The sequence below is a fragment of the Pseudorhizobium xiangyangii genome (genome assembly GCF_020531965.1).
GTDB lineage: Bacteria > Pseudomonadota > Alphaproteobacteria > Rhizobiales > Rhizobiaceae > Neorhizobium > Neorhizobium xiangyangii.
Window position 1 is genome coordinate 1 of sequence record NZ_JAJAWH010000026.1, and the last position, 18,196, is coordinate 18,196.

The 18,196-nt window shown below is 57.4% G+C and carries 17 protein-coding genes; 14 read left to right on the plus strand and 3 right to left on the minus strand.

The genetic code is table 11. From position 1 onward, the window contains the following. The first annotated feature begins 61 nt into the window (after positions 1-61). Both LH464_RS19705 and LH464_RS19710 read left to right on the plus strand, forming a co-directional pair. Entirely contained in the window at positions 62-214 is a 153-nt protein-coding gene (locus LH464_RS19705) for a hypothetical protein (RefSeq protein ID WP_226788122.1), read from the plus strand. Between the two features lie 702 nt (positions 215-916). Next, entirely contained in the window at positions 917-1,153 is a 237-nt protein-coding gene (locus LH464_RS19710) for a DUF982 domain-containing protein (RefSeq protein ID WP_226788123.1), read from the plus strand. 867 nt (positions 1,154-2,020) lie between these two features. On the opposite strand, the gene LH464_RS19720 is transcribed toward LH464_RS19710, so the two are convergent. Continuing rightward, complete coding sequence (locus tag LH464_RS19720) at positions 2,021-2,542, minus strand: DUF6428 family protein (RefSeq protein WP_226788124.1); 522 nt, start codon at positions 2,540-2,542, stop codon at positions 2,021-2,023. 44 nt (positions 2,543-2,586) lie between these two features. Between LH464_RS19720 and LH464_RS19725 the strand changes: the two genes are divergently transcribed. The 5 genes from LH464_RS19725 to LH464_RS19745 all read left to right on the plus strand — a co-directional run bounded on the left by LH464_RS19725 (position 2,587) and on the right by LH464_RS19745 (position 9,768). Beyond that, a complete protein-coding gene (locus LH464_RS19725) occupies positions 2,587-2,952 on the plus strand; it encodes an ArsR/SmtB family transcription factor (RefSeq protein ID WP_226788125.1) in 366 nt (121 codons plus the stop codon). Further along, a complete protein-coding gene (gene arsK, locus LH464_RS19730; RefSeq protein ID WP_226788126.1) occupies positions 2,945-4,171 on the plus strand; it encodes an arsenite efflux MFS transporter ArsK in 1,227 nt (408 codons plus the stop codon). Before LH464_RS19725 ends, arsK begins: the two co-directional genes overlap by 8 nt. Before the next feature lie 584 nt (positions 4,172-4,755). Continuing rightward, positions 4,756-5,838 (plus strand): FecR domain-containing protein, encoded by a 1,083-nt coding sequence (locus LH464_RS19735; protein WP_226788127.1) that lies wholly within the window; start codon positions 4,756-4,758, stop codon positions 5,836-5,838. 39 nt (positions 5,839-5,877) lie between these two features. Next, positions 5,878-8,679, plus strand: a complete 2,802-nt coding sequence (locus LH464_RS19740; protein WP_226788128.1) for an EAL domain-containing protein — start codon at positions 5,878-5,880, stop codon at positions 8,677-8,679. 588 nt (positions 8,680-9,267) lie between these two features. Next, positions 9,268-9,768 carry a CopD family protein gene (locus LH464_RS19745; RefSeq protein WP_226788129.1) on the plus strand — a complete coding sequence of 167 codons (501 nt, stop codon included), beginning with the start codon at positions 9,268-9,270 and terminating at the stop codon, positions 9,766-9,768. Here the strand turns inward: LH464_RS19745 and LH464_RS19750 are convergent. Next, on the minus strand, positions 9,746-10,246 hold the full coding sequence (locus tag LH464_RS19750) for a DUF2231 domain-containing protein (protein WP_226788130.1): 501 nt from the start codon (positions 10,244-10,246) through the stop codon (positions 9,746-9,748). The genes LH464_RS19745 and LH464_RS19750 overlap by 23 nt on opposite strands. Positions 10,247-10,306: 60 nt before the next feature. Here LH464_RS19750 and coxB point away from each other — a divergent pair, with 60 nt between their 5' ends. The 3 genes from coxB to LH464_RS19765 are packed head-to-tail and all read left to right on the plus strand — an operon-like array spanning position 10,307 to position 13,838. Beyond that, on the plus strand, positions 10,307-10,978 hold the full coding sequence (coxB, locus tag LH464_RS19755; protein ID WP_226788131.1) for a cytochrome c oxidase subunit II: 672 nt from the start codon (positions 10,307-10,309) through the stop codon (positions 10,976-10,978). Further along, entirely contained in the window at positions 10,975-13,491 is a 2,517-nt protein-coding gene (gene ctaD, locus LH464_RS19760; RefSeq protein ID WP_226788132.1) for a cytochrome c oxidase subunit I, read from the plus strand. The genes coxB and ctaD overlap by 4 nt, the downstream gene beginning before the upstream one ends. After that, positions 13,488-13,838, plus strand: coding sequence for a hypothetical protein (locus LH464_RS19765; protein ID WP_226788133.1), 351 nt, complete (start codon positions 13,488-13,490; stop codon positions 13,836-13,838). Before ctaD ends, LH464_RS19765 begins: the two co-directional genes overlap by 4 nt. 359 nt (positions 13,839-14,197) lie before the next feature. On the opposite strand, the gene LH464_RS19770 is transcribed toward LH464_RS19765, so the two are convergent. After that, a complete protein-coding gene (locus LH464_RS19770; protein ID WP_226788134.1) occupies positions 14,198-15,094 on the minus strand; it encodes a DMT family transporter in 897 nt (298 codons plus the stop codon). A gap of 155 nt (positions 15,095-15,249) precedes the next feature. On the opposite strand from LH464_RS19770, the gene LH464_RS19775 reads away from it, so the two are divergent. The 4 genes from LH464_RS19775 to LH464_RS19790 all read left to right on the plus strand — a co-directional run bounded on the left by LH464_RS19775 (position 15,250) and on the right by LH464_RS19790 (position 18,121). Then, positions 15,250-16,137 (plus strand): LysR family transcriptional regulator, encoded by an 888-nt coding sequence (locus tag LH464_RS19775; protein WP_226788135.1) that lies wholly within the window; start codon positions 15,250-15,252, stop codon positions 16,135-16,137. A 582-nt stretch (positions 16,138-16,719) separates the two neighbouring features. Beyond that, the gene (locus LH464_RS19780; protein WP_226788174.1) at positions 16,720-17,031 is read left to right on the plus strand and encodes a DUF736 domain-containing protein; all 312 of its coding nucleotides are present in this window, start codon (positions 16,720-16,722) and stop codon (positions 17,029-17,031) included. A 404-nt stretch (positions 17,032-17,435) separates the two neighbouring features. Next, a complete protein-coding gene (locus LH464_RS19785; protein ID WP_226788136.1) occupies positions 17,436-17,702 on the plus strand; it encodes a type II toxin-antitoxin system Phd/YefM family antitoxin in 267 nt (88 codons plus the stop codon). Beyond that, entirely contained in the window at positions 17,699-18,121 is a 423-nt protein-coding gene (locus tag LH464_RS19790) for a type II toxin-antitoxin system VapC family toxin (protein ID WP_226788137.1), read from the plus strand. The genes LH464_RS19785 and LH464_RS19790 overlap by 4 nt, the downstream gene beginning before the upstream one ends. Positions 18,122-18,196: the final 75 nt, after the last annotated feature.

Here is an 18,196-nt window from a genome sequence, read left to right on the forward strand (position 1 = left end):
GGCATCACGCCCGGCTTTTTTATGGCTGTGATCAGTCAGTTATGGATTGGAATTCCCCCACATGACGCAAACATTAAGCAGAACCTCCCCGCAGGCAGAAAGCGCCTTTGCCAAGACGCAGAGCCAGTTCTTTACAAGAGGCAATGCCGTTGAAGAGCAGGTTCTTGCAACTGAGGCCCGCGAAGTGAAGGCAGCTCCGCTGCGGGCTCGGTGACACAACAGACAGACCACCGCAAGAGAGGGACGTTAACCCTCACGAATAGCGTGCCACGAGGGTCTGAGATGCAAGGCCCCAGATTCAAATACGATTTCAGGTGTTCAACTATGTAGGAGACCCCATGCCGGAAAGCATGGCCGAACAGCGTTCTCTTTTGGAGCGAAATCCGTTCAGGTAGCAGGATCTACGGAATGGCCTTTACGAGTCCCTCCCGTGCTCTCTCCTATGAGTGAGCATGTACGGTGAAATGACCACGGGATAAGTCAAAGCAAATATTGTTGCTCTCATCGCGACCTAATTGTCTCCATCTTCCTAGGCGAGGAAGACATGGCGGAAGAAGGCTTCTATGAATCGCTCCCACGATGACGACGATGTCGCGTTCGCGCAAGTCGTTGAAAAGCTCAACACTGAGCTGACCGCTAATCTGGAGTAGCTCGAACCTACAGACGAGCCCCGCTTGTTGCAGCAAGACTACGTGAACGAAGTAAGTAACGTCTTTTGCTTATGTGATTTTGGTCATGGCAGCACCTCCCTAATCGGCATCAACAAACGCTTTTAGAGTATGCATGGAACAATAGCCGTAGCCTGGAACTATGTGACCAGCATCACAAGCTGGGAGGGGCAACCATGGCTATTCGGATGCGCGTGTGATACAAGTACTAGTCGAGGCGGTTGCCTAAGATAACCAAGGGTAGAATATTGAGTAGAACAGCCACTAACGAGCCGATGTTTTGGGATCTGCCTGTACAAGCAGGTAACAGCTTAATTTTTGGACCAAGAGAAGCTCAGCTGTTCATGATGACGCAATGGGCGGGAGTGAAGGACAGCGATTTCGCCGCAGCGGCCAAGTCGGTGCTCAACGCTCTCCACGGCCGGGCATCTCCAGACCATGCTCGTGAGCTATTTGCGAAGGCGATCAAGTCAGCTCGCCTCTGATCGGCCGCAGCAATCAAAGTCGTTGCGAAATAGCTGCCAACAATCTCTTTAACGCGCCATCGAGATCAAACTCGACTTCCAGCAATTCGCCCAGCGTCAATGGGCGCAGCTCAGGGCTTGGCAGAGCGCGGCCAGCTGAGCCGGGCCGGGTGCGGCCGGTCACGAGGCATCCAAACGATCAGCCCATGGTACAACATTGGGCCGCGCATCGTCGGCAAGTGAACGAGCGGAGAACAGCGAGCCCAGATCCGATGAACGCGGGCGTAAAAACACGGCGCATCTGATTAATGAAGGGATGGGCAACAAGCGCTGCGGCCCCTCACCTCCGATTGGCCCTCTGCGGGCCAGTTTTTTTTGCTAACCATGACCCTGTCTCCTGTGAGGGATTGGGGAGAACCTTCCGGATCAGCGTTTTCTAAGGACGGCCGGTCCACATGCGCCGGGCACGGTCCGCCGGCCGTCGGTTCAACCCTGACGAACTGGTGCGGCCTGAGGCTCGCTTTTACCTTCCTGCCCTTAAGTCCGCCATCCTGCTTGTCCGGCGCCGCGGCCCCGAAAAAAGCAGGGCGCCAAGATGACTACGGGCGATGTTCTGACCAAGCTCCTGGCGGCCTGTGGACCGGGAAGCATGCAGGATCTGCGCGACCGGGCGATCTTGATGGTTGCGTTTGCCTCCGGTGGACGCGGCCGCAGAGAAGTGTCAAGGGCTGCCCCACCAGCAGCTGACGGTGGAAGAGCCGGTCGCCGCGCACGATGTGAGTCCCTCCCCTCTCGCCATCCGCCTCTTGGTCGCACCGACAGACGGCGCCGAAGAGCTGCGCAAATGCTTGAGGGCCGCAATCGCGCCCAAGGTGGAAACTGGGCACCTTACTCGCAACAACTACTCCTGGCCGAAAGGCCACGGTACTGCGCCTCATTCCCTGCTTTCTCGGCTAACCAACGGTCACGGGGTTTGCAACTGGCTGGTCTCGGCATGAGCTCGACTGCCAACATGCCGTCTTCCAGCAACGGAATGCTCGCGCAGAAAAGCTGCATCGGGCCCACCCCATCACTTACCTCGAAGGTCAGCTTCGCCCTGCCATCCAACTTCACATGCTCGGATACCTTCCTGACGATCGCGGCAAACTTCCCCGCGGTCATAGGCGTGCGTCCGTCCTCGTCAACATCCCAGAGCTGGACGAAGATTTCGGACCACGCCTCTGGGTTAGCTCCGCAGTCCAGAGCGGAGAAATGCCCCGCCTTGACCTCGGTGACATGGTAACCGGGTTTAATCGCGCGGCCGTCATAGGTGAATACCAGCGGAAGGTCTTGGTTGGCGTCGCTCATTTCGAGCAGCTTCCCGAGACTGATGTCACCAGCATCGGAGAGAGTCTTGTCTATAGTATCCATCTGCGCTACTCCTTACGGTTCAATAGTACAAGGATCGTTGAAGTATGGATGACCGTCAAGCCCTCGCGTCATTTTCGGCGTTGTCTCAGGAGACCCGCCTCCAGGTCGTTCGGACACTCGTCGTCGCAGGTCAGGACGGCCTGGCCGCCGGCTCGATTGCGGAGGGGCTGGACGTCTCGCCGTCAAACCTCAGCTTCCATTTGAAAGAACTGGGCCATGCGGGTCTGATCAGTCAGCGGCGGGAATCTCGATCCATCGTCTACAGTGCCAGCTATGATGCTCTCGCCGACCTCGTGAAATTCCTGATGGAAGATTGCTGTTCGGGTCACCCAGGCATCCGGGCTTCACTTGAGCGCTCCGAAGAGTGTTGCGACGGGTCGACGAAAAGCCAGGAAGCGACCGTTGCGTGACATCAAAATCCCCGCGGGCATCGTGTCGGCGCTGGGCCTGACGCAGATCATCGGATACGGCACCCTCTACTACTCGTTCTCGATCCTGTCGCCCGCCATAGCCAAGGACCTCGGCCTCAGCCTCGAATGGGTCTTTGGCGTGTTCTCGCTGTCGCTGTTCGTCGGAGGGATGTTCGCACCCATTATCGGGCGGCACATGGACAAGGTCGGAGCCGCGACAGTGATGACGGCAGGGTCCGCCATCGCGGCCGCGACTCTGGCGCTGTGCGCATGGTCGCCCTCTGTCATGGTCTTCGCCCTTGCAATCGTCATGCTGGAGATATCTTCGGGGATGGTGCAGTACCAAGCTGCGTTCGCGACGCTCGTCGAAAACGAGCCCAGGACCGCATCCCGGAGCATCACTTACCTAACCCTGATAGGCGGGTTCGCATCGACGATTTTCTGGCCAATCTCGGCGGCCCTCACCGGTTATTTCACATGGCGTGAAATTTACCTCGTGTTCGCAGCCCTGAACCTGCTCGTTTGCATGCCGCTGCACTTCTGGATCATGCGTGCAGGCAAGGCCGCTTCTCGTCTTGATCCGAACAGGGCGCCCAATATCGTTGTCGGCGCTCTACCTCCCGAAGCCCGCCGACGGAGCATGATCATGGTGTCCTTCGCGTTTGCCATCCTCGGCTTCACACTTGCGGCGATCCTAGCCCACCTGGTGCCGATGCTGCGGACGCTTGGCCTCGGCACCATGGCAGTCGTAGTCGGATCGATCTTCGGTCCCGCACAGGTCGCCAGCCGTCTGATCAACATGATCTTCGGCACGAAGCTTTCACCACCCATGCTCGCGGTGACCTCAGGGCTGCTTATGGTCAGCGGAGTCTTCATTCTCGGACTTTCGGGCAACTGGCTACCGGGCGCAGTAGCCTTTGCTATCTGCCTTGGCCTTGGTTCCGGTATCAACAGCATCGCACAAGGCAGTCTGCCACTGTATCTGTTCGGCTCCGACGGCTACGGAGCGGTAACAGGCAAGATGGCGGCGGCCAGGCTCGCCATCGGAGCCACCGCGCCGTTCATCTTTGCGATCGCCATGCAGAACCTCGGGATCAGCATGGCCCTCATCGTGAACGCGGCACTTGGTTTCGTTGGGGTTGTCGCGTTCGGGGTCGTCGCGACGTCTACCCGACGACCAGTGGTATCCGCCTCCCAGGTGTCAGACCAACCTCAGTGAGGCACACTGGGCTTCGCGGATAATCTCGTTCTCCATAGTTTTGCGCCCGAGAATGCGCTCAGCTTGAGCACTCAGTCGTCCAGCTTCTTCACCTCAGAATTACGGATCACCGTACTCGCTGCACTTAGACGTCGGGCCATCTTCGTACGCTGCCCTGCACGGACACGCCCGCTCAGGTACTCCGCGATCCTGAAGAGGCGAAAGAATAAGGACGGCAGAGGGATCTGGAGGCCGTGATTTAAAGGCAGTGTACGGTGCCTTTTTGCAGACTAGCGACTCAGGAAAGTTGCTATCTACGCTCAACGCCGATCCTAATTATAAACGGGCAGCGTAGTTGGAGGCGTGAAGTCCGAAGTTGGGGAACTCGTCGCGCACCCACTGGCCAGCAAAGCAGCAAACAAAGCAATAATCTTCATGTCGACCTCCGGTGGTATCCATCACCGTTCTAAGGTCACCACCCTATTGTTTCGTTAACGCAGGCACGCTCTCCTGAGCGCCAGGATAACCAGGTGCTATTGAGTGCTTCCGACGGAATTTCTAATTTAGACGCCCCTTGAAGGCAATCTTAATCACCTTGTGGTCAGGTGCGCAAAACGGGGGATTCCATGCTCAAAATACTGCGTCCTATAATCGCAATCATCACGCTCGGCTTCGTCTTTGCCTCCGGAGCGCATGCGCAGGAATGGCTCGTTCAAAGAGCTACGAAACAGGTTCAGTTCACGATCGACAAGCAAAACTGGCATGCCGTGGTACAGGGGCAGACCATTCCCAACAAGGCATGGATTTCAACCGGCCCACGCGGCAGGGCCGTCCTCTCGCGAGGCCAGGAGCGGATCCAGATACAACCAGGAACTCTCGCGGCAATTATCACAAGCGGCTATTTGACCCGTAAGACCGAGATTGTTCAACAAGCCGGTAAACTAGTGCTGGAGATAGAAAAGCGCGCCCGGCCCCATACGTATGTTCACACGCCGTTTTTGGCAGCCGTCGTCAAAGGAACAACCTTCGAGGTTGCGGTCACGGCAAAACAGGCGACTGTTTCTGTTGAAGAGGGCCTTGTGGAAGTCACTTCCTTCACCGGAGGACAACGAACGAACGTGGGGGCTGGTCAGCGGGCAACCGTTAACGGAGCCCAGCGGATGTCCGTTGCAGGCGCAGTTGCAACGCCTTCGGTTGTCTCGGTATCACCTCGTGCGGCGTCGGTGCCAGTTCTTGGGCAGCAAACTCCGATTGGTCGAGAGCCTGATGACACCGTGCAAGGACCGCAGGGAGCGACCGCTAATTCGGAAAGCCCAGCTTCGTCGGGCACCACGCAGTCTTCCCAGAGATCTGAAGGAAACGGCGGGGGCAACGGGAGCGGAAACGGCAATGGCGGCGGCAATGGGAACGGCAACGGTGGTGGCAACGGGAACGGGAACGGGAACAACGGCAACGGCGGCGGCGGCGGCGGCAATGGCAATGGGAACGGCAATGGCAACGGCGGTGGTAACGGGAACGGGAACAATGGAAACGGTGGGGGCAACAGCAACGGCAACGGCGGCGGCAACGGCAACGGAAACAATGGAAACAATGGAAACGGTGGGGCCAACGGCAACGGGAACGGCAACAATGGAAACGGCAACGGGAACGGCGGCGCCAATGGGAATGGGAATGGGAATGGAAGGTGACAAGGATACGATGTCAGTTGAATAGGAGTTCAGACAGGCATGAGGCGGTCACTCAAATTCTCCGTTAAGCCTCGCAGGTTGATTGCCGCTGCCATTCTGCTCCTGTTGCCGTTCGTCCTACCGGGGATCCCGACGATCAGGCAGATTGACAGCGAGCTCGTCGATCTGCGCGCCGAGCTTTCTCCTCGAGCCGCGTCCGGCCGGTTCATTTTCGCGGCCATCGACAAGGAAAGCTTGGAGCACATTGGCGTTTGGCCGTGGCCCCGCTCAGTTCATTCCAAAGTCCTAGACGAATTGGTGGCGAGAGGTGCTTCTGACATCTTTCTTGATGTGGACTTTAGCACCGCATCGTCTCCCTCGGAAGATCAGGAACTCGCGGCGGCACTTGCTCGCGCGGGCGGCGGGGTACTTCTACCGGTTTTCGAACAAACCGAGCGCGCAGATGACAGTTCCGCAACAACGCTAACACAGCCCATAAGTCTTTTTGCCGATCTCGCGTGGCCGGTAGCCGCAAATGTTGTCCTTGACGATCAGGGACAGTTTTGGAGCTTTTCGAACAATCTTTCTCTAAATGGAGAAGAGCTTTTATCGGCCGCCGAGGTGCTTGCCGGCGCACATGATCAGGGCGCAACAGAACTACAAGTCGACTTCTCAATAGACCCTGCCACGGTCGATGTGATCTCAATCACCGATTTGCTTATGGGCAAGATTGCTCCCCAGCGTCTGGATGGGCGCGCGGTTGTAGTTGGAGCCTATGCGAGTGAATTGAAGGACCTGTTTCCTGTGCCGATTTACGGGGTGCTCGCGGGCCCGATGCTCCACATCCTTGCTGCGGAGACGCTCTTGCAGAACCGGCTTCCTCAACAGCTGCCAGTTTGGCCATCGGGCGTACTGCTCACGATAGTCATCATGATTGGGATCGTCGGGCTTCGCACAGGACGAGCCAGAACCGCCTGTATTTCGGTGTTTCTTTGCCTCTCGTTGATTGAGTTGATAGCCTACGTCCTGCAGAAAGAATGGTCTCTTCATCTGGGCACGACCAGCTATCACCTCATGCTCGCCATGGGCCTCGGACTTCTGCTCTCCGAAAAGGTCAACTTCAGTTCCTGGCTCCTCGAAGTTGCCGATCTGCGGCGACGCAATACGCGCCGCATTCTTGCGCGGGTAATCAGCGACAGTGCCGACGCCGTCATTGTTCTCGACGGAAGTGGACGTATCGTGGAGCTTAGTCGTACAGCAATGACATTCCTTGGCACCTCCAATCGCTTCGAACGAGGCGGAGAATTCGCTTGTTTGGCTCCAGCGCCGCTTGTTGGGCTGGTGGACCGGCTCCCAATGCATTCGCAGCCGGGTGAGAAAACTCTAACGTCCGCGAGAGATGAGCTCGTGCTAGCGACTGACGTCGGAGATCGCCATTTTGACGTTATCGTGACGACCTCGCGTCTTGAGTTGGACGAACCAAGAGCCGCCACGAACGCCTCCCTTGTCCGCTGCTTAACCGTTCGGGACATTACGGCTCGCAAAATGTACGAGGCCAAGTTACGAAGGCTCGCTCAGCTCGACGATTTAACCGGTGCATTCAATCGGCGGGAATTCGTCTCCCGGGTGAACCAGTCTCTGCAGCAGGGTGTAACAGTCGCGGTTGGGATCGTCGATCTCCATCGTTTCGCGACCATCAACGCGACCGTTGGCCGACTTGTTGGTGACCAGTTGCTGTGCGCAAGCGTCCGACGGCTCATGGCCGGTGCCCAGGCCTTCTCGAAAGACCCCGCATGCGCCAATGTCGGCCGGCTTGGCGCAGATGTGTTCGCTATAGCGGTAGCATTTCCCCCCGAGGGCGATCTGGCAACATTTCCACAATCTGTCGTGGAGCTCTTCAACAAACCCCTCGACGCCCTAGGATCCAGGATTCAACTGGATGTAAGGGTCGGTGTCTGTTTAGCAACGGAACGCGGAGGCGCCCTCGCCTCTGTGGAAGCCGCGGAGCTTGCACTGGACGCGGCTAAGGCGGTTGGTGGATCGGGCTGGCAAATCTACGATCCCGTGGCGGCGGCTCGACAAGCCCGTTTGATGCGCCTCGAGCGGGATATGCGCGCTGCCTTCAAAGACGGTCAGTTCTTTCTTCTCTATCAGCCGCAAGTTGAGCTTGCCTCCGGCAGGCTGGTGGGAGCAGAGGCTTTGATGCGCTGGAAGCATCCTGATCTCGGCCTCGTCTCACCGATCGACTTTATCGGAGTAGCAGAGGCGAACGGGTTCATTTGTGACCTCGGGCGCTGGGCTCTTGAGGAAGCTTGCTCGGCGGCAACTTCCTGGCCGCGCCATCTTTCGGTTGCGGTGAATGTATCAGCACTTCAATTTGCAAAGGGGGATCTCTGTTCAGATGCCCGCGAGGCCTTAACCCTCTCGGGCCTGGAACCTCATCGACTTCATATCGAGGTGACTGAGACCGCATTTCTTGTAGATCCAGAAGGACTTCTTCGGCAGGTCTCCAATTTGAAATCACAGGGTATAGGAATAGCGCTCGATGATTTCGGGACAGGCTATTCATCGCTTGCCTACATCTCGCGCTTTCCCTTCGACAAGATTAAGATCGACCAAAGCTTCGTGCGGGGGATTAGCCACAATCCTGCTCACCAAGCCATCGTCCGGGCGGTCCAATCGCTGGCTATGGGGCTGAATATGATCACCGTATGCGAAGGAATTGAGGAGAATGGCGAGCGAAGCGTGCTTGCGGAGTTCGGGTGCCAACAGGGGCAGGGCTATCTATTCGGAAAGCCACAGACCTCTGAACAACTGTCGTCGATGGAGGCAACCGGGAAGCATCCGATTGCATTAGTCTGACACAGAGGTTGCTTATTGCCGGCCGTAGCTTTCCCGGTCGACAGCGTAGATTGTCTGCGACGATCTGGACCTTTCAGAGGATTGACGAAGCGCGTCGGCGCGCTCGTGAAAATCGTTAGGAAGACGATGCATTGTCGACCGGCTGGTCGGCGATCTATCAGAAGGAGCGGTCGCGACAAGCATTCGATCTTCCGTCGGTTCGCTCAAATTAAACGCGTAGATAAGTAGGCGGGTGGAACCCACCCCGGTCTCTTCCGTTTAGCACTCGAATGAAGAAGGGGCTGTCCATACGGCATTTTTCCATCAGACCCCTGCCGGTGCGGCTGGCAATCCCCTTCCCACTGTCGTGTCGCCTAGTAATGGAGAATGGAATTGCCTGCCTGGAGTTATGAATTAAGTCCGGGCCGATAACCACGAGAGCCACCTTTGGCGATGCCTGGGATCGAAGGACCTACGGGGTAATCGAATACAGTATCAAGATCCTTTCCACGGTGTCCAAATCACGCGGCTTATCCAGTCCCTTGCCGATCTGGAGGGCAATTGCATGTCTGCGGTAGCGTGCGCAGCACCGTTCGAAAGGCGCGCCGCATGATAGCTGTCCTAAAATTCTGGCATATTACGACCATCGCAATCTGGGCGGCCGGGCTTATCAGCCTGCCCGGTCTGTATGTCCAGCGTGCCCATGTCGGTGACAAGGAAGCGCTCTATCGGCTACAGATGATGGTTCGCTTCGCCTACGTCACGCTAATCTCGCCAGCGGCCTTCCTGGCTGTCGTCACAGGCTTGATGTTGATTTTCGGCCAGCAGACATTTGCGGGATGGTTCTCCATCAAGATGTACCTCGTGGCGTGTCTTGTCATCCTGCATGTGCTGACGGGGCTGGTTATCATCCGGTTGTTTCACGAGGGTGAAACATATCCAGTATGGCGGTTCGTGATGGCAACCGCTGTGACCTGTATCCTTGTGCTTGCAGTTCTGTTTGTCGCTCTAGCCAAGCCAGCAATACATGCCGATTTCACCGGAAGCCTGTTTGAGCCGGGCGGGCTCCACCCTTTGATCGAAGCTGTCAATCCTTGGGCGACACCATGAGGCCAACACCATGATCGAAGATAAGTTTGCCTCCATGCCATCCCGCCATTCCGGTGATGATTGCCGCCAGCACCGAGACCAGGAGTCCATGGGGCAAGACGTCAGCACTTTCCGTCACTCGAAGGCCCCAGTTCAATCCGGCCACGGCAATCAGCATCATGGCGGCGATAGCGTGTGCCCAGCTGGCCACACGCTCTCTGATCCCGGCAACCGAAAGCAGTTCGATCGTGCCCACGATACCCGCTGCGACACCCATGAAGAACGCCCCACCGGAGGACCAGACGCCGACGCGGACCCAGAATTGATCGGCCGACCACCAGTAAAGGAGATCTACGGCCAAGGTGGCGAACACAAGTGCGATTGGAAAATGAACAGTCATTGCGTGCAATGGGTGTCCCGCCACCGCGATAGCCGAGCTCGCGTCCTTTTCCTCGATCTTCGATATGACCGGATTTTCGCTGTCGGCCGTCTCATCCATGAACTGTCTCCTGTCCTTCCCTTAATACACCTGTTCCGAAATTGGTTCCGAAAGGCTCTCTTGGGATCAGGTATCCTGCTCCTTGCAAGTTGTAGCGGAGATCTGTCGGCGCTTGATCCGGCCGGACCATCGGCCGGATCAATTGCCCACCTCTGGTGGGTCATGCTCGCAGGCTCAATCCTGTTGTTCCTGTTGGTGGTCGGCCTATTCCTGGCTACTGTCTTTGTCCCGCGCTTTGGACGTAGCATCTCGCCCCGCAACTGGATAATCGGCGGCGGCATTTTCCTGCCGTTGCCAATCCTTTTAGCGCTCACCTTTTACGCGCTTTGGCAGGGCGAGTATCTGTTGCGTGGAGGCGGCGGTTTCCCCTTGCAATCCCCCCTCCGCGTCGAGGCCCACGGCACAATGTGGCAATGGCGCTTTTCATATCCCGATATCCGCGGCGCAACGCCCACGTCAGGAACGCTTCATATCCCAACCGGAAGGACAGTAGAAATTCGCGTCAGTAGCAGCGATGTGATCCACAGCTTTTGGGTTCCGCGTCTGGCTGGGAAGATCGACGCCATCCCTGGTCATACGAACTATCTGCGGCTGCGTGCGGACAGGCCAGGTCGGTACGGCGGCGTGTGCTCGGAATATTGCGGAACCGGTCATGCGGGGATGCGCTTTGTAGTTCAAGCCCATACACAAGAGGACTATCTGGCGGCGCTCGCCGAGGAGGGCGGCCGATGAGCAGGAGCGGCGAGCAGCATCGATCCCCGGTGGCATCACATCATGCCCTAGAACGAATATGGGAGACGAAGCCAGGCTGGGGACGGCTGGCCGCCGTCAATCATAACACCGTCGGCAAGCGCTTCATGCTGACGGCTATTGTGTTCTTCGCGATCGGCGGAATTCTGGCCATGCTTATCCGCACGCAGCTAGCATCATCCAAGAGTGCCTTCATGGATGCCGAACAGTACGCGCAGGTGTTCACCATGCACGGTACCATCATGATGTTCCTCTTCGCCATCCCGTTCTTCGAGGGATTGGCCATCTATCTTCTTCCGAAGCTCCTCGGCACCCGCGACCTCGCCTTCCCGAGGATGAGCGCCTACGGCTATTGGTGTTACCTGTTCGGCGGGAGCATGTTGATTGTCGCTCTACTCGGCGGCGTTGCGCCGGCCAGCGGCTGGTTCATGTATACCCCGCTATCGTCGTCGGTCTACTCACCCGGGATCAATTCCGATGTCTGGTTGCTGGGCATCACATTCGTGGAAATATCCGCTCTCTCCGCGGCGATCGAAATCATGGTTACCATCCTGAAGCTGCGAGCGCCCGGCATGTCGCTCGACAGAATGCCGATCTTCGCATGGTATATGCTGGTCGTGGCTACAATGATGGTGATTGGCTTTCCGCCACTGATACTGGGATCCATGCTGCTGGAGATGGAGCGGGCCTTCGATCTGCCCTTTTTCGATCCGACCCGCGGTGGCGATCCGCTGCTTTGGCAGCACCTGTTCTGGCTCTTCGGGCACCCGGAAGTCTATATCATTTTTCTACCGGCCGCCGGTGCCATCTCAACGATCCTTCCGGTGTTTGCGGGCATCCCGCTGGTCGGTTACCGCATAATCATCGCTGCCCTGGTGTCCATGGCTTTCCTGTCCTTCGGTCTGTGGGTCCACCATATGTACACTGTAGGCATTCCGCATGTCGGACTATCCTTTTTCTCGGCCGCCAGCGCTCTGGTCGCCGTGCCGACCGCCATCCAGATCTTCGCTTGGCTGGCCACCATTAGCCACGGAACCCCTCGATTTTCTGTCCCTATGCTCCACATTTTCGGATTCTTTTTCGTCTTTGTGATCGGCGGGCTGACGGGCGTTATGTTAGCCATGGTTCCGTTTGACTGGCAGGCGCATGACACGCATTTCGTCGTGGCCCACCTGCACTATGTGCTGGTCGGCGGCTTCGTGTTTCCAATGCTTGCGGGGATTTACTACTGGCTGCCGCATATCAGCGGGCGCAGACCGGTCCAGCATCTCTCCCACGCCGCCTTCTGGATGGTCTTTATAGGCTTCAACGTCACATTCTTCATGATGCATCTGACCGGACTTCGAGGCATGCCACGGCGGGTTTTCGAATACCCACCGGAGGCGGGGTGGGAGGTGCTGAACTTCATCTCCTCCATGGGCAGTTTCGTCATGGCAATGGGTTTCGCGCTCATCGCGCTCGACTTCATCCTGATCTTCCGGTTTGGGCGCCCTTTTCGCCGAAACCCATGGCGTGCAGGAACGCTCGAGTGGGCGATGCCCACCCCTCCTCCCTCCTACAACTTTGCTTCCCTGCCGATCGTGGATCGACGCGCCGACCTTCTGGAGCCGGATCGGCTGGGGCCGCTGCTCGCGTCTGGGCAGGGGTATCTCGGCTTCACCCGCAATGGACGAATGGAACTCTTGGGCGTGGAGATCGTAAGCGGCCGACCAGAACAGGTCGTCATCTTGCCACACCGCACATATCTTCCGCTCGTGGCGGCCCTCACCACCGCAGCGTTTTTCCTTTCGATCCTCTTCAAGCTCTATTGGTTGGCACCGCTCGCATTGGCTGCCACCATTATAGTCTTCCTCGGATGGACACGCGACACGGCCCTGAACCATGACACGGGACTGCTGGCGATCGGTCACGGCCAGGCGTTGCCATCGCATATACAAGCAGAGCGTCCGCCGTCATGGTGGGCAATGGTGTTCGCGATCATCGCCGATATTACAGCTTATGTTTCACTCCTGTTCGGTAGCCTTTTCCTCTGGATCTCCGCGCCCAACTGGCCCCCACAACAAGGCCTGGAGGTCGGAAGTGCCGTACCATTCGCTGTATTAGCTGTTGCTCTGGGAACCATTGTATTGGCCGGTCGGATGGCCAGCGCGTCCGGTCGATGCCGCGCTGGTTGGCTCTATCTGGCTGTTTTGGCACACGCCATTGCGGCAGCCATCCTTGTTTGGCTTGCCTTGTTCGTCGCTCCGGACCCTCGCACTCACGCGGCAGCAGCTTCAGCCTTTGTGGTCCTTCTCTATGCCGCGCTCCACCACGGGATCGGCACCGTTTTTGCGGGTTATGGTATCTGGCAGATCCGGAAGGGCTTCGTTTCAGACAAACGCAATCTCGACCTTCGATTGGGGGAAATCTGGCACACCTACAGCGCATTGTTGGGAGCCATATCCGCCTTATTTCCCGTGTTGCTCGCAGGTTTGATCAGTGGAGGCTCGCCATGATAAGCCATCCTCTGATCTCGATCATCACAGGTTTTGTGCTGTGGAGCGTGATCTTCCTGCTCCTCTATGGCGTACAGGCGACCGGCTGCCACCTCGCTTGGGATAGGAGTGTAGTGAGTGGGAGCTTTACTGCGCATCGCCTTGTACTTGTCAGCCTCCTCCTCCTGTCGTTTGGCTTCTTCCTCATCGCCTTTCTGAGGACTAGGGGACGCCACTTGAGTCGCAGATCGACCGACCCAACAATCAAATTTATGCATGAGGTTGCGAAATATGTGTGGTGGTCTGCTTTGTTTGCCATACCGTTCTGCTCTGCAGGTGTCGTCTGGCTGACCTTGTGTGGCACGTGACCTCTTGCCGTCTCCTTAGAGCATCAGACGCTGGGTCGTGGCTTGGACATCGAGATTGAGCGCGCGCATTTTTGTTTCTCGAAGTACGGTTTCCAGCACCAGCTGTCGTGGTCACTGATAGCTCTCGATCTAAAAGCGCGCCCTTCGGGACTCAATACTGGAGCGGAGACTGGGCGACCATCGCTTTCGTCGTCCGCACCGCGCGCCTACTTGACCCGCACAGCCATCGTTAGGGGGCATGAACAGAGCCAGGTCGATGCTCTGCTCAATTGGAATGATCTGGCCGGGTAACGTTTGCTAGAGACTGCCCTAGGCCCACCGATCTTCCGATGCAATGGAACGGCCGATTGCGCACCTGGTTAGCTCCGTGATGTCATCCATACGCCAACCAATGTCACCGCGAGCCCGGCAAACATCGCGAAGGTCAAAGGCTCCGAGAACAACATCCACGCCCACAGCATTGTAACGGGTGGGCTGAGGTAGATGGCGGCGCTCACCTTTGCAACCGGGAACAGCCGAAGACTGGTATAGTACACGGAATAGGCTAGGAAGGTTGCGATCAGCACCAGCCAGACCATTCCGATTGCAAACTCTCGTGTCATTGGCGGCACAAGGCTACCCTGCGTCAATGCACACAGGCCAAAGAGAACCGAAGCCATCAGGGTCTGGATGCAAAGGCTCTGATGGACTGGCATATGCTGCCTCTTGCGTCTCCTGTGCAGGACCGAGGCGATGGCAAACACCAGCATCGAACCCGCCGTCAGACCGTATGCCCAGGCCGGAGCTATGCCGAAACTGAGGCTGTCGTAGGATACGATCAAGACGCCGACGACGGCAATCGCGGTGCCCCGCCACTGACGTGCCGTCAGCCGTTCACCAAGGACGGGTTGTGAAAGGGCGGCAACCGCCAGGGGAAGAAGGTCGGCAATAAGCGCGACCAGCCCGGTGGGCACGTTTTGCTCTATGGCGAGCGCGAAGCCTCCCAGATATAGGAAGACCGCCATGATGCCGAACAACGCCTGATCTATCAGCGCACGCATCGTTATTCTCGGTCCGATTGCCAACGCGAAGGGCAGGAGGATCAGTCCTGAAAGCAATGTCCGCCAGAAGAGCAAAAGCATGACGCTTGCCTCCTGGTTGGCATACCGGATGCCGACGAAGCCTGAACTCCATCCAATGATGAGAAGCGTGGCGAGCAATGGCCATAACAGAGGATGGCGACTGGCAGAGACGGCAGTGAGAAAGTTGTCGGTCATTGGGGCCAATAGCGAGGAACACGAGCTACCGGTAAAGGGAAAGCGCAGATATCGCACATGACAAATATCGATGAGCACATGACATCTCTTAACTCACTGTCATGACCTGAAGTTCGTGGTAAGGATCGTTCGACGGACGTAAGAGGGATATGGCCATGAACGAGCTGAACAGTCGCCGCCTCGAAATCGACGCTCTGCGGGCGCTTTCCGCAATTCGTCAACACGGCGGAATTACCAAAGCAGCAGCTGCACTCGGTCTATCCCAGTCCGCCGTGAGCCATAAAATCAAAAGGCTCGAGGTTAGTCTCGACTGCGCGCTGCTCGGACGGAAATCGGGAGGGCCGATGTTCACGGCCGCTGGCGAAGACCTGCTGGACTACGCTGGCCGCATCCTTGAATTGCACGACGAGGCGATGATAAGTCTCTCCAAAACACCGCTCGCCGGGAGACTTCTACTAGGCCTCACCGAAGACACCGCATGTACTGATCTCGCTCGCATCTTTGGCCGCTTTCGGCGGCTTCACCCAAACGTCACGCTCCGCACCAAGGTACGCATGAGCTTGGTGCTTCGCGCCATGCTGGAGCGCGGAGAACTTGATGCCGCAATCGTCCAGGTCTTTAGCCACGAGGTGCGACCGAACGATGTGGTCCTCTACAGGGAAAAGCTTCACTGGGTGAAGCATCCCGAGTTGATGATCGGGAAAGATGAACCGATCCCGTTTTTGTCGTTCGATGACGAATGCTTCTATCGACAGTGGGCGCTGGACATCGGCCAGGTCGATACGGTTCTCGAAACGGTATTCGAGTGTTCAAGCGCCGCTGGAATTGTATCCGCCGTGAATGCGACAATGGGTGTAGCGTTGCTGAGCGACCGCCATATCCATGGCGAGATGCAGATCATGACCGACCGTTTACCTATGCCGCCATCCCTTGCTTACGTTGTGCGGCGGGCACGTAGGTCTAGAAATCAGGCTCTCGAGAGCCTTATCGTTGAAATCGTGAGGGTCGTCGGTCGTCACGGGGGATTAGCCCTGACTGGCTGAAATGAGGTATAGTTACCTAGCCCTCAAGGCTGAAATCCACGCATCCGACAATCAAATCTCAGTCAAGGTGAGGCGCGACTTCTGAAGGTCCCCACCAAAGTCTCCCGTAGCCAGTGCCTTTCCGACAATACGTCACCAGGGCAACCTCAAGCGAACGATAGAACCCGATCGCTGATCCGCTGCAAAAGCTGTTGCCAAGGCGGTCGGAGTTCCCTGTCGAACCGGCGAAGGCACGGTCAAGGCAAAAGAGACACCGAGAAATGCCTTTGTAATCTCCTTAATCAAGTTTCCGACGCTTCATCAGCGGTCTCGATGAGGCATGTCTGAACGGTGACCGGCTTCACCTCGATCGCCTTACCGCAACGGCATGTCCCAGATTTTTTACCCCGGACCGAACCCACCCCACTCGGGAAGTCGAGCTGGGACCCCGGTTCGCCGCCCTCCTCACCAACTAACAAATCTGCGACTTGCCGCCCTCCATTGCATTGCGGCCTTATCAGGTGCGGTTCGATCGTCCCCGATCATTGCGACAGCCATCGAGGCCGCAATGGCGCGGCCCCGAACAACGAAAGGAACATGACAATGGCTACCATCGGCACATTCACCTCCACCGAAAACGGCTTCACGGGCTCTATTCGCACTCTCGCCCTCAATGTCAAAGTGCGCATCGCGCGGGTTGAAAACTCCTCGGACAAGGGCCCGCAGTTTCGCATCTACGCGGGCGCCGTCGAACTCGGCGCTGCCTGGCTGAAGCGATCTGAACAGACCGATCGCGACTACCTTTCGGTCAAGCTCGACGACCCGAGCTTTCCCGCTCCGATCTACGCAACGCTCGCCGAGGTAGACGGCGAGGAAGGCCTTCAGTTGATCTGGTCCCGCCAGAACCGGGACTGAGGAAGTCGAGGCTCCGCCATTCGGCGGGGCCTCTCTACTAAATAGCCGCTACACGCACAGATTGCGTAACATGAAGTCTTCGCCATTCAATTAATTTTCCTCGTCTCCATCACAGCTTCGGGCGGAAACGTCCCTTAACAATGAAAGCGGCTTATTCGCTGAGGCTGGACAACACCTCTCTTGATGTTCCAAGTCTTTGCCAATTTCCGCATATCGCGCCAGCTTCTGATCGCCTTCTCAGCCGTCACGTCGGTGGTGCTGATGTTCTACGCCGTAGTGTTGCTCAAAAGAATGCTAGGTGCACGACTACCGGCCGGGACGAGCGTCGGCCATTCCCCAAGCGGTTGCGCGCGCTTCTTCCATGGATTATAGTCAACATAGTCATTATGGTTAGGAGCGACCTTATGCAGCCATCAGTACATGAGGATATGAGCTGGACGGTGGCCGGTGCCAAGGCGAAATTGTCGGAGGTCATGGAGAGAGCGCAGTCGGCGCCCCAGACGATCACCCGGAACGGAAAGCCGAGCGTGGTCGTCGTCTCAGCAGAAGAATGGCAGCGGAAAACCGCCCGCAAGGGATCACTTGCGGAGTTCTTGTTGGAATCGCCTCTCCACGGCGCTGATCTGGATCTTGAGCGGCAACGTGATGAACCCCGTGACTTGTCGCTGTGAGGTTGCTCCTCGATACGAATGTTCTGTCGGAAGTCACGAAGCCCCGTCCCGACGAGCGTGTTCTGCAATGGCTGCATGGGCTTGATGAAGACCGCACATTCATCAGTGTCGTGTCGATTGCAGAAATTCGCCGGGGCGTTGCTTTGATGGACAGCGGGCGAAAACGTGACGCCTTGGCGGAGTGGCTAGTGCATGATTTCCCGCGACGGTTCGACAGCCGGGTTATTCCGGTGGCAGGGTCCGTCGCCCTTGCCTGGGGTGACCTCATGGCGCTTGCCAAGCGAAATGGTCGGGGGCTCGCCTCGTTGGACGGGTTAATCGCCGCAACCGCGATCGCACACGATCTCATCCTTGTGACGCGTAACACAAAGGATTTCGCAGGCTTTGGGCTCGAGATCATTGACCCCTGGAAAAGCTGACTACGTCGAAGCAGGCCAAACCCAAACCGTTTTCTAGGCCCGCCAACGGCACTGGTCTTGGCCGTCGCGACAATG